Here is a 12,997-nt window from a genome sequence, read left to right as displayed (position 1 = left end):
TGTTTCGGATGAAGAGCTTATTACATTGTCCGAAAATCGTGGCAATCTGATAAATTAGAGTATTTTTGATAGTTTTTCCGAAATATATAAGTGGTAACTAGTGCTTAAACTAGTCTTGTTACAAATATAATATAGGTAAGTGAGACATAATTTATGTGGGAATATCTAAAGTCTGAACAAAAAGAAAAATACAAAACCTTAATTACTAACTTTGCTAGTTTGAGTCAAGCTTTCTCTCAAAAGGCAGAATCTGAAGATGAGGGACAAACAGAGAATTATGTGGCTCCGATTGTTAACTCCAAGTTTCAGGAGACTGTTTTCCAGAAGGCTTTTAATGCCGTAGGGGAAGATATCGCTAATACTTCCTATGATGTTTCTGTCGTTGTAGATGAAAATCATAAATACCTAGTGGGTATCAAATCTTTTGGGATTAATTCGGGAGACCAAAAAATTGCCCAATTCAAGAAAGATTCTCAATCTTGGACAGACTTGTTGGGTGATATCAAGTTTTATGCAGATATTGCTGCTGATAAAGAAACAGCAGACAAGGAAAACTATCAACGTTATGAAGAGTTGGCACGAAAGATTTCGACTTTGAGAAACCAGAGAATTGAATCCTCTAAGGCACAAATTAAGGGTTTCAGCTCGGATTCGGTCAATGTTGAAGCTGTTTATCATGTTTTGATGCCAACACCAAAGGGAGAAAATCCTAAGATTTTTGTCGGCGAAACGACTTATTTACCAGTCGATATTGATAATCTGGTCATTGAAGGATCAACCACCAAAAACAATCCAACTAATTTCCGATTTACAGATGGACAACACCACTACAAGTATACAGCAGCTGACAGCCAGCTTCACATGACTTTTAACAATAAAGACATTGTGGTAGACACTTGGGATGTCCATTACATCGAAGATCCTTTTTCTCTCTTTGAAAATCTTCATTTGCTGACAGCTAAAAAGGAACAAACCGACATCTTAGAAACAGTTTCTTGGGTGATTACAGACAAACATGGAAATGTGGAAGAAAACTCTGGTTTCAATGCCTTTAACGGCGGTTCAAAATTAGCTAAGAAAGATCGTCTGCCACGAATTTTAAAGATTCAGGATAAATTTAAGGATAGTCTTGCTCCAGAGGAACTAGCTTTTGTGACCTTCTCTCTGGAAGAAATACTCTTGAAGAAATGGACCAGCAAGGAAGAAAAAGCTCAGATGAAAGCTATTCGTGAGGATTTGATTCACTTTGTTCACAATACTGGCAATAAAAAACTCATTAAAGAAATTGAACAACTCGTCTATCGTCCAGTTAGCGAGGTTTACATTCCTCTGCCTGACTCAAAAAATTTCCATGATGAAAGACCTGATTTCTTTGGTCCTGGGTTTGGGACCTTTGAAGCCGGTACCAAAAAACTAGCTCTAGCGAAAGAGGAAAGAACTTTTAAACTACGTTTCTTATCTTCTGGAGATGTTATCAATGCCTATATCAACCAAGAAGCTGGCAAGGCGATTCAATCCACTGATAAGCAAGAAATTCTTGGGAATTGGATTTTGCGTGGCGTTTTCCAGTTGAAGGAACGAGAAGTCTTGACAGGTCAACGACTCAATGAGCTGGAAATCAATGGCATACGATTGACCAAATTTAAAAATGGTGAAATTGGTATTGAATTTATCTGGATTGATACCGAAAACCCACCTAGCGACACCATCGGCTGGGTAGCAAAGAAATAAAAAGTCCTGTCACTTTCTCCCATTTAACCTTTGACTATTCCGCAAAATTATCGTACAATAAAGAGTACATGATAAAATGAGGTCAGAGTCTGTTCGCTCTGGCGATAGTAGTAAAAATGAGGAGAAACGCTTTGGAATTAGAAGTATTTGCTGGGCAAGAAAAAAGTGAACTATCTATGATTGAGGTGGCGCGTGCTATCTTGGAACTTCGTGGTCGCGATCATGAGATGCATTTTAGCGATCTTGTAAACGAAATTCAAAACTACCTTGGAACATCAAACAGCGATATCCGCGAAGCTTTGCCTTTGTTCTACACAGAGTTGAACTTTGACGGTAGCTTCATCTCTCTTGGGGACAACAAATGGGGTCTTCGTTCATGGTATGGTGTAGACGAAATCGACGAAGAAATCATCGCTCTTGAAGAAAGTGACGACGATGAAGTAGCACCAAAAGCTAAGAAGCAGCGTGTCAATGCCTTCATGGATGGTGATTCAGATGCCATTGACTACAATGCAGATGATCCAGAAGACGAAGATGCATACGAAGCAGATCCAGCTCTTTCATACGATGATGAAAATCCAGATGATGAGAAAAATGAAGTGGAAGCTTACGATGCAGAAATCAACGAAATCGCTCCTGATGACTTGGGTGAAGACGTGGATCTCAACGAAGAAGACGACGAGTTTTCAGACGATGACGCTGAAACAAGTGAAGAAGAGTAAAAGACTTCACAGAGGAGATTGCCTGATCTCCTTTTTTGTTGCTTGGGCAAAGTAGTTGAGTGATACATCCGTTTGGATGCGACTCTTTAGTTGGTTTTCTGAAAGCAATCTTCTTATTTTCAGGTTTTACCAATTCGAGTTGACAAATGTTCTGCTTTAAGGTATCATATTGTTCGGGCACCTCTTTTAGAGGTCGGGGCTCCCTAGTTACTAGGGGGCTATTTTTGTTTTTTTCAGGAAGTTTTCTTGAAAAGTCGTTATCCATAAGGGTCTTGTTTTCGATCTCCCCTCGTAGTTAACAAGGCCTTGAGCATTTTAGAAAGAGGAATCTATGTCTACGAAATATATTTTTGTAACTGGTGGTGTGGTGTCGTCTATTGGGAAAGGGATTGTGGCAGCAAGTCTGGGTCGTCTCTTGAAAAATCGTGGTCTAAAAGTGACTATTCAGAAGTTTGACCCTTATATCAATATCGATCCGGGAACCATGAGTCCTTACCAGCACGGAGAAGTCTTTGTGACAGATGATGGGGCTGAGACAGATTTGGACTTGGGTCACTATGAACGTTTCATCGATATCAACCTCAACAAATATTCAAACGTGACAACTGGTAAAATTTACAGTGAAGTTCTTCGTAAAGAACGCCGTGGCGAGTACCTTGGCGCAACTGTTCAAGTCATTCCTCATATCACAGATGCTTTGAAGGAAAAAATCAAGCGTGCCGCTGTAACGACCGACTCGGATGTCATTATCACAGAGGTTGGTGGAACCGTTGGGGATATCGAGTCCTTGCCATTTCTAGAGGCCCTTCGTCAGATGAAGGCAGATGTGGGTGCAGATAACGTCATGTACATCCATACAACCTTGCTTCCTTGCCTCAAGGCTGCTGGTGAGATGAAGACCAAGCCTACTCAGCATTCTGTAAAAGAATTGCGCGGTTTGGGAATCCAGCCAAATATGTTGGTCATTCGTACCGAGAAACCAGCTGGTCAAGGAATTAAAAACAAATTAGCACAGTTCTGTGATGTGGCACCAGAAGCCGTTATCGAATCGTTGGACGTTGAACACCTTTACCAAATTCCATTGAATTTACAGGCACAAGGTATGGATCAAATTGTCTGTGAGCATTTGAAACTAGACGCACCAGCAGCGGATATGACAGAGTGGTCAGCTATGGTGGATAAGGTCATGAATCTCAAGAAACAAGTCAAGATTTCCCTTGTTGGTAAGTATGTGGAGTTGCAAGATGCCTACATCTCAGTGGTTGAAGCCTTGAAACACTCTGGTTATGCCAACGACGCAGAAGTGAAGATTAATTGGATCAACGCCAATGATGTGACAGCAGAGAATGTGGCAGAACTCTTGTCTGATGCGGACGGAATCATCGTACCAGGCGGTTTCGGTCAACGTGGTACGGAAGGGAAAATTCAAGCCATCCGTTATGCGCGTGAAAATGATGTTCCAATGTTGGGAGTCTGCTTGGGAATGCAGTTGACTTGTATCGAGTTTGCTCGCCACGTTTTGGGCCTTGAAGGGGCTAATTCTGCAGAACTTGTACCAGATACAAAATACCCTATCATTGATATCATGCGTGACCAGGTTGATGTTGAGGATATGGGTGGAACCCTTCGTTTGGGACTTTACCCATCTAAGTTAAAACGTGGTTCTAAGGCAGCGGCTGCTTATCACAATCAAGAAGTGGTGCAACGCCGTCACCGTCATCGTTATGAGTTTAACAACGCCTTCCGTGAGCAGTTTGAGGCAGCAGGTTTTGTCTTCTCAGGTGTTTCTCCAGATAATCGTTTGGTAGAAATTGTGGAAATTCCTGAAAATAAATTCTTTGTAGCGTGTCAGTATCACCCTGAACTTTCCAGCCGTCCAAACCGTCCAGAAGAACTCTACACCGCCTTTGTTACTGCAGCGGTTGAAAATAGTCACTAGTTATCTTCTAATCTCTGAAAGTAATCTCAGAGATTTTTAAATCCATTCAGGAAATTCTTGCTAACTCAGGCGCTTGCCAATAAGAATCAGAAGTCTTCTCCCCTCACCGAGGGAAGAGATTTTCCATGCTCGTAAACGGCTTCCCTATTTGTCCTAGAGCCCTTTTTGTGTTACAATGAATGGTATGAAAGCTAAGAAATTATGGATGACTGGCTTGACTGTGGCTGGTCTAAGTGCCCTCGCTTTGGGTGCCAAAAAAGCAGCAGATAACCACAAACTTATGAAGACTCAAGAAGAGTTGACCGCTATCGTGCGTGATCTTTTTTCAGATATGGGTGAGATTGCCACTCTCTATGTTCAAGTCTACGAAAGTAGTCTAGAGCGACTTGCCGGAGGAGTCATCTTCGAGGATGGTCGTCATTATACCTTTGTCTATGAAAATGAAGATCTGGTCTATGAGGAGGAAGTCTTATGATTATTCCCAGTAGTATAGAAGAACTAGCAGGTTTTGTCGAGCAAGATGGCAAGAAGGTTTTCCTTTTTGTGGCGGACTGGTGTGGCGATTGTCGTTATATCTATCCATCCTTGCCAGAGATTGAGGAGACCAATCCAGAGTTCACCTTTATTCGTGTGGACCGTGACCAGTATATGGATTTGGCCAAACTCTGGGATGTATATGGAATCCCTAGCCTTGTTGTTCTAGAAAAGGACAAGGAAATCGGCCGTTTTGTCAACCGTGACCGTAAAAGCAAGGAACAAATTAACGACTTTTTAGCAGAACTGAAGTAGGAGAAAAAGGAAACAATGATTTTTACATATAACAAAGAACATGTTGGCGATGTCCTTATGGTCATCGTGAAAAATAGCGGCGAAGCCGAGTTGGACGTGGAGCGCAAAGGCAAGATAGCCCGTGTTTTCCTAAAAGAAAATGGGGAAACAGTGGCTTGGAATATTTTTGAAGTTTCAAGTTTATTTGAAATTGCAGAGCGTGGTCAAGTCTTTTTATCGGATGAGCAAGTAGCACGTTTAAACCAAGAGTTGCAGGCGGAAGGCTTTACAGAAGAAATTGTCAACGACAAAGAGCCCAAGTTTGTTGTCGGTGAAATTGTCGAGATGGTAGCTCACCCGGATAGTGACCACCTCAACATCTGCCAAGTTGCAGTCGCAAGTGATAAGACAGTGCAAATCGTTGCAGGGGCTCCTAATGCGCGTGTCGGGTTGAAAACTATTGTAGCTCTTCCTGGAGCGATGATGCCAAAAGGCAATCTCATTTTCCCAGGTGAACTTCGTGGTGAGAAGAGTTTTGGCATGATGTGCAGCCCTCGTGAATTGCATCTGCCAAATGCTCCGCAAAAACGTGGGGTTATTGAGTTATCAGAAGCCCAAGTTGTCGGAACTCCATTTGACCCAGCCAAACACTGGACGGCCTAGGAAAGTTGTCAGTATCTGATAGACCAGATAGAAGGAAATAAGATGGCAAAAAATGTAGTGATTACAGGAGCAACATCAGGAATCGGTGAAGCGATTGCGCGTGCTTATCTGGAGCAGGGGGAGAATGTCGTTCTAACAGGGCGACGAACAGACAGACTAGAAGCCCTTAAGTCGGAATTTGCAGAAACTTTTCCAAATCAAACAGTTTGGATCTTTCCACTGGATGTCACGGATATGACCATGGTAAAGACTGTCTGCTCCGATATTCTGGATGCTATAGGGCAGATTGATATCTTGGTCAATAATGCCGGACTAGCTCTTGGCTTGGCTCCCTATCAAGACTATGAAGAGTTGGAGATGCTGACCATGTTGGATACCAATGTCAAGGGGTTGATGGCAGTTACTCGTTGTTTCTTGCCAGCAATGGTAAAAGCCAATCAGGGTCATATTATCAACATGGGGTCAACCGCAGGAATCTATGCCTATGCTGGGGCAGCTGTTTACTCAGCCACCAAGGCTGCTGTTAAGACTTTTTCAGATGGCCTGCGAATCGATACCATTGCAACGGATATCAAGGTGACCACCATTCAGCCTGGAATTGTCGAAACAGATTTTTCTGCGGTACGTTTCCACGGTGACAAAGAGCGTGCTGCCACCGTCTATCAGGGAGTTGAGGCCTTGCAAGCTCAGGATATTGCAGATACAGTGGTCTATGTGACCAGTCAGCATCGTCGTGTGCAGATTACAGATATGACTATTATGGCCAATCAACAGGCGACAGGTTTCATGGTGCATAAAAAATAAAGAATTTTCTCAAAAAGTTACAAATTTCTGTAACTTTTTTTGATTTCCTACGAATAGATAAGTAGGAGGATGAAAAATGTATAATAAAGTTATCTTGATTGGACGTTTAACGTCTACACCAGAATTGCACAAAACCAACAATGACAAGTCAGTGGCTCGCGCAACTATTGCTGTGAACCGTCGTTACAAAGACCAAAATGGGGAACGCGAAGCTGACTTTGTCAATCTGGTTCTTTGGGGAAAATTGGCTGAAACCATGGCAAGTTACGCGACCAAAGGAAGCCTCATTTCAGTAGATGGGGAACTACGTACCCGTCGCTTCGAGAAAAATGGCCAGATGAACTACGTGACTGAAGTTCTTGCCACAGGATTCCAACTTTTGGAAAGCCGCGCCCAACGGGCTATGCGTGAAAATAACGCTGGACAGGATTTGGCCGATTTGGTCTTGGAAGAGGAGGAATTGCCATTTTAAGCATTGAAAAGTCTGAGTTGGTCTCAGGCTTTTTTATATTGAGAAAGTCAGACTTTTTTCTTGACTATTTCTGACCAAGTGATACAATAGAACTATAAATTAGCACTCAGTCACAAAGAGTGCTAATAATATCTAGTTTATCATGGAGGAAAACAGATGTTGAAACCATTAGGAGACCGTGTGGTCTTGAAAATCGAAGAAAAAGAACAAACTGTTGGAGGCTTTGTCCTTGCGGGCTCAGCCCAAGAAAAAACAAAAACAGCCCAAGTTGTAGCTACTGGACAAGGTGTTCGTACCTTGAATGGTGACTTGGTTGCTCCAAGCGTTAAGTCTGGAGACCGTGTCTTAGTTGAAGCTCACGCAGGTATTGATGTCAAAGATGGAGATGAAAAGTATATCATCGTTGGCGAAGCTAATATTTTGGCTATCATTGAAGAATAGAAGGAGAAAGTAAGTATGTCAAAAGAAATTAAATTTTCATCTGATGCTCGTTCAGCCATGGTTCGTGGTGTTGATATCCTAGCAGACACTGTTAAAGTAACCTTAGGACCAAAAGGTCGGAATGTTGTGTTGGAAAAATCATTTGGTTCGCCCCTCATCACCAATGACGGTGTGACCATTGCCAAAGAAATTGAACTAGAAGACCATTTTGAAAATATGGGTGCCAAATTGGTATCAGAAGTAGCTTCAAAAACCAATGATATCGCAGGTGACGGAACGACAACTGCAACAGTCTTGACTCAAGCTATCGTCCGCGAAGGAATTAAAAACGTCACTGCGGGTGCTAATCCAATCGGCATCCGTCGTGGGATTGAAGCAGCGGTTGCCGCAGCCGTAGAAGCCTTGAAAAACAATGCCATTCCAGTTGCTAATAAAGAAGCCATCGCTCAGGTTGCTGCCGTGTCTTCTCGTTCTGAAAAAGTCGGTGAGTACATTTCTGAAGCTATGGAAAAAGTTGGCAAAGATGGAGTCATCACCATTGAAGAGTCACGTGGTATGGAAACAGAGCTTGAAGTCGTGGAAGGAATGCAGTTTGACCGCGGTTACCTTTCACAGTACATGGTGACAGATAGCGAAAAAATGGTGGCTGACCTTGAAAATCCATACATTTTGATTACTGATAAGAAAATTTCAAATATCCAAGAAATCTTGCCACTTCTAGAAAGCATTCTCCAAAGCAATCGTCCACTCTTGATTATTGCGGATGATGTAGATGGCGAAGCTCTTCCAACTCTTGTATTGAACAAGATTCGTGGAACATTCAATGTAGTAGCAGTTAAGGCACCTGGTTTTGGTGACCGCCGTAAAGCTATGTTAGAAGACATCGCTATCTTGACAGGCGGAACAGTCATCACAGAAGATCTTGGTCTTGAGTTGAAAGACGCTACTATTGAGGCGCTAGGTCAAGCAGCGAGAGTAACTGTGGACAAAGATAGCACTGTTATCGTAGAAGGTGCTGGAAATCCTGAAGCGATTTCTCACCGTGTTGCGGTTATCAAGTCTCAAATCGAAACTACAACTTCTGAATTTGACCGTGAAAAATTGCAAGAACGCTTGGCAAAATTGTCAGGTGGTGTCGCAGTCATCAAGGTCGGAGCTGCAACTGAAACTGAGTTGAAAGAAATGAAACTCCGCATTGAAGATGCCCTCAACGCTACTCGTGCAGCTGTTGAAGAAGGAATCGTTGCTGGTGGTGGAACAGCTCTTGTAAATGTCATTCCAGCTGTTGCTGCCTTGGAATTGACAGGAGATGAAGCGACAGGACGCAATATTGTTCTCCGTGCCTTGGAAGAACCTGTTCGTCAAATCGCCCACAATGCAGGATTCGAAGGATCTATCGTTATCGATCGTTTGAAAAATGCGGAAGTCGGTACAGGCTTCAACGCAGCAACTGGCGAGTGGGTCAACATGATTGAAGAGGGAATCATCGACCCAGTTAAAGTGAGCCGTTCAGCTCTACAAAATGCAGCATCTGTAGCCAGCTTGATTTTGACAACAGAAGCAGTCGTAGCTAATAAACCAGAACCAGCAGCCCCAGCTCCAGCAATGGATCCAAGCATGATGGGCGGGATGATGTAAAAGCAACTTATAAAAAACACAAAAGGAGGGAAGAACATTCCCTCCTTTTAAGGTTTTCTCTTCTAAATAGATTTGAGCTCTCCTAACTTATATGATAAAATAAGACTAGAAGAAGGAGAAGAACATGATTGATGTAGAAGAAATTCTGAGCAAGATGAATCCCAATCAGAAGATTAATTATGACCGTGTCATGCAGAAAATGGTTCAGGTTTGGGAGAAAAATGAGCAACGTCCCACTATTCTCATGCATGTTTGCTGTGCTCCTTGTAGTACCTACACCCTAGAGTATCTGACCAAGTACGCTGATGTGACCATCTATTTTGCCAATTCCAATATCCATCCCAAGGCAGAATACCACAAGCGAGCTTACGTCACCAAGAAATTTGTCAGTGATTTCAATGAGCGAACAGGAAATACGGTTCAGTATTTAGAAGCGCCTTATGAACCCAATGAATACCGGAAGTTAGTCAGAGGACTGGAAGAAGAACCAGAAGGTGGTGACCGTTGCAAGGTTTGTTTTGACTACCGTTTGGACAAAACAGCACAGGTAGCTATGGACTTGGGCTTTGACTACTTTGGTTCAGCTTTGACCATCAGTCCCCACAAGAATTCTCAAACCATCAACAGCATCGGAATCGATGTACAAAAGATTTATACCACCCACTATCTTCCAAGTGATTTCAAGAAAAATCAAGGCTACAAGCGCTCGGTAGAGATGTGCGAGGAGTATGATATCTATCGTCAATGTTATTGTGGATGCGTCTATGCAGCTCAAGCCCAGAACATAGATCTTGTTCAGGTTAAGAAGGATGCCACAGCTTTCTTGCTGGATAAGGATGTTGAAAAAGACTATTCCCATATCAAGTTTACTGTCACTAAATTAGATATATAGCAATTAACCCAGCTGTAAAGCTGGGTTTTTAAAATAAAAAAAACCAGGGCTCACACCCCAGTTTGACAACTTTACCGATTCTTTAGTTCTATGTAGCGTTTGTACCAAATGTTGACATAGGCCTCTGAGAAAGGACCGCGTCCATTGTTGATCCAATCAACAAGGATTTTAACATGCTCTTTCAAAATATAGTCTAAATCATCAGAATACTTCATTTTGCGTTTATGGCGCTCATACTCTTCAACGTCCAAGAGACGCTTTTCACCATCAGTGAAGACCTTGACATCCAAATCATAATCAATGTATTTCAGGGCTTCCTCATCTAGATAGTAAGGACTCGCCATATTGCAATAGTAGGAAATCCCATTATCACGAAGCATAGCAATGATATTAAACCAATATTTTTTGTGAAAGTAAACAATAGCCGGTTCTCGAGTCACCCAACGACGACCGTCACTTTCGGTAACAAGTGTGTGGTCGTTGACGCCAATAATAGCGTTCTCTGTTGTTTTTAGTACCATGGTGTCCCGCCAAGTACGGTGAAGACTCCCATCATGCTTATAACTTTGAATTGTAATAAAGTCGCCTTCTTTTGGAAGTTTCATAACTAACCAACTTTCTACAATTTATAAGTTTATCGTTTACTATTATATCATAAATTGGTCTAATTTTTTTGAATTTTACATGAAAATGTTAAAGATATTCTCTGAGAGCGCTCGCTATATCCGAAAAATCATAGCCTTTTCTAGCTAATACTTGAGTTAAACGTTGCTTTAGTTCGTAACCTTCATATTTGCGAGCGTATTTAGTATATTGTTTGTCTAACTCTTTGAAAATGAGTTCTTGAGTCGTTTCTTGGTCGACTTGACTGTCCAAGTCATCAAAGGCACTTTTAGTATCGGGATAGGAGAAGCCCTTGTTAGTCAAGTTTTGGATAATCTTATCTTGCAAGGCACGAGCGGGAAGTTTTCCATTGTATTTTTTAAGCAGTTTTTCTGCAACACGTTGAGCAACCTCTGAAAAATCAAAATCCTTTAAAACCTCTTCAATAGTTGATTTGGTAATCCCTTTTTGAGACAGTTTTTGAGCTAGCACATAAGGTCCCTTATCTCCAGAAAGTTGATTGGCATTGATGATAGAGTAGGCATACTGACGATCATTAATCCAGTTATCCTCTTTAAGGTTAGCGATAACTTGACTAATGATTTTTTCTTCAATATCATACTTTTTCAGATACTCACGAACTTCCTTTTCGGTTCGAGCTTTAAATGATAGATGGTAGAGGGCGAGATTCTTACCATAAGAAAACTGAGCAAAGCCCTGTATCTCGATTAATTCTTCCTTGCTAACCACCTTATCTTTAGACAACATAAAACGGACAATGGTATCTTCCGTGATATAAGAGGTTTGCTGTCCATCTAGTTCCATCAAGTAGAGACGTTTTTTCTTTTCAAGTTTTGTGATTTTCATAGTTCTATTATACCCTAAAATGTGATAAGATAGGGGTATGAATCTGAAAGTCAAACAAAAAATACCTTTAAAAATCAAGCGGATGGGTATCAATGGTGAGGGAATCGGTTTTTACCAGAAAACCCTCGTTTTTGTACCAGGGGCCCTCAAAGGAGAAGATATCTATTGTCAGATTACTTCCATTAAACGAAACTTTGTTGAAGCCAAATTACTAAAGGTTAATAAGAAGTCTAAATTTCGAGTCGTACCGGCTTGTACGATTTATAATGAATGTGGTGGATGCCAGATCATGCACCTCCACTACGATAAACAGTTAGAGTTCAAAACGGATTTGCTCCACCAAGCCCTGAAAAAATTTGCTCCTGCAGGATATAAAAACTATGAAATTCGTCCAACTATCGGAATGTCAGAACCAAAATATTACAGAGCAAAACTGCAATTTCAAACACGAAAATTCAACAATCAGGTCAAGGCAGGCTTGTATGCACAAAACTCTCATTACCTCGTAGAGTTGAAAGACTGCTTGGTGCAAGATAAGGAAACCCAAGTGATTGCAAATCGCCTAGCTGAGCTTCTCACTTACCATCAAATCCCCATCACCGATGAGAGAAAAACGCTAGGTGTTCGCACCATCATGGTACGCCGAGCGAGAAAAACGGGTCAAGTTCAGATTATCATTGTCACGAATCGCCAGCTTAATTTGAATCAACTAGTCAAAGACCTAGTCAATGATTTTCCAGAAGTTGTCACGGTTGCTGTCAATACAAATACAGCAAAAACAAGTGAAATCTATGGTGAAAAGACGGAAATTATTTGGGGCCAAGAGAGTATTCAAGAAGGAGTACTTGACTATGAGTTTTCCCTCTCGCCCCGTGCCTTCTATCAGCTCAATCCAGAGCAGACAGAGATTCTCTATAGTGAAGCAGTTAAAGCTCTAGATGTTAGCAAAGAAGATCATCTGATTGATGCCTATTGCGGTGTTGGGACGATTGGATTCGCCTTCGCAAAGAAGGTCAAGAGTCTCAGAGGGATGGATATTATTCCAGAAGCCATTGAAGATGCCAAGCAAAATGCTCAAAGAATGGGTTTTGACAATACCCATTACGAAGCGGGGACAGCTGAAGAAATCATTCCACGCTGGTATAAAGAAGGCTACCGAGCAGATGCATTGATAGTCGACCCTCCTCGTACAGGCTTAGATGATAAGCTGTTGGAAACCATTCTGGCTTATGTTCCAGAAAAAATGGTCTATGTATCCTGCAATGTTTCGACCTTGGCGCGAGATTTAGTTAAACTAGTGAAAGTCTATGATCTCCAGTATATCCAGTCGGTCGATATGTTTCCCCACACTGCACGGACAGAAGCAGTGGTTAAGTTAGTGAAAAAAAGAAAAAATCAACTTCACTGAAAAAAGTCCTTGACAAAGTTTGAAAAGTAGGTATAATAGAAAGAGTTGA

General features: G+C 41.7%; 14 protein-coding genes. 12 read left to right on the top strand and 2 right to left on the bottom strand.

What is annotated here, in order from left to right:
* Window positions 1-153: 153 nt before the first annotated feature.
* The 11 genes from I6G42_RS09875 to I6G42_RS09825 all read left to right on the top strand — a co-directional run bounded on the left by I6G42_RS09875 (window position 154) and on the right by I6G42_RS09825 (window position 10,070).
* Window positions 154-1,731, top strand: coding sequence for a hypothetical protein (locus I6G42_RS09875; protein WP_038804483.1), 1,578 nt, complete (start codon window positions 154-156; stop codon window positions 1,729-1,731).
* Between the two features lie 131 nt (window positions 1,732-1,862).
* Window positions 1,863-2,453 carry a DNA-directed RNA polymerase subunit delta gene (gene rpoE / locus I6G42_RS09870; RefSeq protein WP_000418420.1) on the top strand — a complete coding sequence of 197 codons (591 nt, stop codon included), beginning with the start codon at window positions 1,863-1,865 and terminating at the stop codon, window positions 2,451-2,453.
* 331 nt (window positions 2,454-2,784) lie between these two features.
* A complete protein-coding gene (locus I6G42_RS09865; protein WP_038804482.1) occupies window positions 2,785-4,392 on the top strand; it encodes a CTP synthase in 1,608 nt (535 codons plus the stop codon).
* A 175-nt stretch (window positions 4,393-4,567) separates the two neighbouring features.
* Window positions 4,568-4,867 (top strand): DUF4651 domain-containing protein, encoded by a 300-nt coding sequence (locus tag I6G42_RS09860; RefSeq protein ID WP_038804481.1) that lies wholly within the window; start codon window positions 4,568-4,570, stop codon window positions 4,865-4,867.
* The gene (locus I6G42_RS09855; protein ID WP_038804480.1) at window positions 4,864-5,181 is read left to right on the top strand and encodes a thioredoxin family protein; all 318 of its coding nucleotides are present in this window, start codon (window positions 4,864-4,866) and stop codon (window positions 5,179-5,181) included. Before I6G42_RS09860 ends, I6G42_RS09855 begins: the two co-directional genes overlap by 4 nt.
* A 15-nt stretch (window positions 5,182-5,196) precedes the next feature.
* The gene (gene ytpR, locus I6G42_RS09850) at window positions 5,197-5,823 is read left to right on the top strand and encodes a YtpR family tRNA-binding protein (protein ID WP_038804479.1); all 627 of its coding nucleotides are present in this window, start codon (window positions 5,197-5,199) and stop codon (window positions 5,821-5,823) included.
* 42 nt (window positions 5,824-5,865) lie between these two features.
* Complete coding sequence (locus I6G42_RS09845) at window positions 5,866-6,627, top strand: SDR family NAD(P)-dependent oxidoreductase (RefSeq protein ID WP_038804477.1); 762 nt, start codon at window positions 5,866-5,868, stop codon at window positions 6,625-6,627.
* Window positions 6,628-6,703: 76 nt separating this feature from the next.
* Window positions 6,704-7,099, top strand: coding sequence for a single-stranded DNA-binding protein (locus I6G42_RS09840; RefSeq protein WP_038804476.1), 396 nt, complete (start codon window positions 6,704-6,706; stop codon window positions 7,097-7,099).
* Between the two features lie 156 nt (window positions 7,100-7,255).
* On the top strand, window positions 7,256-7,540 hold the full coding sequence (gene groES, locus I6G42_RS09835) for a co-chaperone GroES (RefSeq protein ID WP_038804475.1): 285 nt from the start codon (window positions 7,256-7,258) through the stop codon (window positions 7,538-7,540).
* 15 nt (window positions 7,541-7,555) lie between these two features.
* Window positions 7,556-9,178: a chaperonin GroEL gene (gene groL, locus I6G42_RS09830; protein WP_038804474.1), complete on the top strand. Its 1,623-nt coding sequence runs from the start codon at window positions 7,556-7,558 to the stop codon at window positions 9,176-9,178.
* A gap of 124 nt (window positions 9,179-9,302) precedes the next feature.
* Window positions 9,303-10,070 carry an epoxyqueuosine reductase QueH gene (locus tag I6G42_RS09825; RefSeq protein WP_000567567.1) on the top strand — a complete coding sequence of 256 codons (768 nt, stop codon included), beginning with the start codon at window positions 9,303-9,305 and terminating at the stop codon, window positions 10,068-10,070.
* A gap of 71 nt (window positions 10,071-10,141) precedes the next feature.
* On the opposite strand, the gene I6G42_RS09820 is transcribed toward I6G42_RS09825, so the two are convergent.
* Together I6G42_RS09820 and recX are read right to left on the bottom strand one after the other, a co-directional pair.
* Entirely contained in the window at window positions 10,142-10,675 is a 534-nt protein-coding gene (locus I6G42_RS09820) for a DUF402 domain-containing protein (RefSeq protein WP_038804473.1), read from the bottom strand.
* A gap of 88 nt (window positions 10,676-10,763) precedes the next feature.
* Window positions 10,764-11,540, bottom strand: a complete 777-nt coding sequence (gene recX, locus I6G42_RS09815; RefSeq protein ID WP_038804472.1) for a recombination regulator RecX — start codon at window positions 11,538-11,540, stop codon at window positions 10,764-10,766.
* A 37-nt stretch (window positions 11,541-11,577) separates the two neighbouring features.
* Between recX and rlmD the strand changes: the two genes are divergently transcribed.
* A complete protein-coding gene (gene rlmD / locus I6G42_RS09810; RefSeq protein ID WP_038804470.1) occupies window positions 11,578-12,948 on the top strand; it encodes a 23S rRNA (uracil(1939)-C(5))-methyltransferase RlmD in 1,371 nt (456 codons plus the stop codon).
* The last annotated feature ends 49 nt before the right edge of the window (window positions 12,949-12,997 follow it).

It is taken from the genome of Streptococcus oralis, assembly GCF_016028255.1.
GTDB lineage: Bacteria > Bacillota > Bacilli > Lactobacillales > Streptococcaceae > Streptococcus > Streptococcus oralis_AC.
The sequence above is the reverse complement of the archived record's forward strand: the minus strand, read 5'-3'. Positions and strand labels throughout refer to the sequence as shown.

Excerpts from the sequence above, each read along its gene's own strand:
- recX (WP_038804472.1), bottom strand. The coding sequence starts at position 11,540 with ATGAAAATCACAAAACTTGAAAAGAAAAAACGTCTCTACTTGATGGAA.
- rlmD (WP_038804470.1), top strand. The coding sequence starts at position 11,578 with ATGAATCTGAAAGTCAAACAAAAAATACCTTTAAAAATCAAGCGGATG.
- I6G42_RS09865 (WP_038804482.1), top strand. The coding sequence starts at position 2,785 with ATGTCTACGAAATATATTTTTGTAACTGGTGGTGTGGTGTCGTCTATT.
- I6G42_RS09840 (WP_038804476.1), top strand. The coding sequence starts at position 6,704 with ATGTATAATAAAGTTATCTTGATTGGACGTTTAACGTCTACACCAGAA.
- I6G42_RS09860 (WP_038804481.1), top strand. The coding sequence starts at position 4,568 with ATGAATGGTATGAAAGCTAAGAAATTATGGATGACTGGCTTGACTGTG.
- I6G42_RS09855 (WP_038804480.1), top strand. The coding sequence starts at position 4,864 with ATGATTATTCCCAGTAGTATAGAAGAACTAGCAGGTTTTGTCGAGCAA.
- I6G42_RS09825 (WP_000567567.1), top strand. The coding sequence starts at position 9,303 with ATGATTGATGTAGAAGAAATTCTGAGCAAGATGAATCCCAATCAGAAG.
- groES (WP_038804475.1), top strand. The coding sequence starts at position 7,256 with ATGTTGAAACCATTAGGAGACCGTGTGGTCTTGAAAATCGAAGAAAAA.
- I6G42_RS09875 (WP_038804483.1), top strand. The coding sequence starts at position 154 with ATGTGGGAATATCTAAAGTCTGAACAAAAAGAAAAATACAAAACCTTA.
- groL (WP_038804474.1), top strand. The coding sequence starts at position 7,556 with ATGTCAAAAGAAATTAAATTTTCATCTGATGCTCGTTCAGCCATGGTT.
- I6G42_RS09820 (WP_038804473.1), bottom strand. The coding sequence starts at position 10,675 with ATGAAACTTCCAAAAGAAGGCGACTTTATTACAATTCAAAGTTATAAG.
- I6G42_RS09845 (WP_038804477.1), top strand. The coding sequence starts at position 5,866 with ATGGCAAAAAATGTAGTGATTACAGGAGCAACATCAGGAATCGGTGAA.
- ytpR (WP_038804479.1), top strand. The coding sequence starts at position 5,197 with ATGATTTTTACATATAACAAAGAACATGTTGGCGATGTCCTTATGGTC.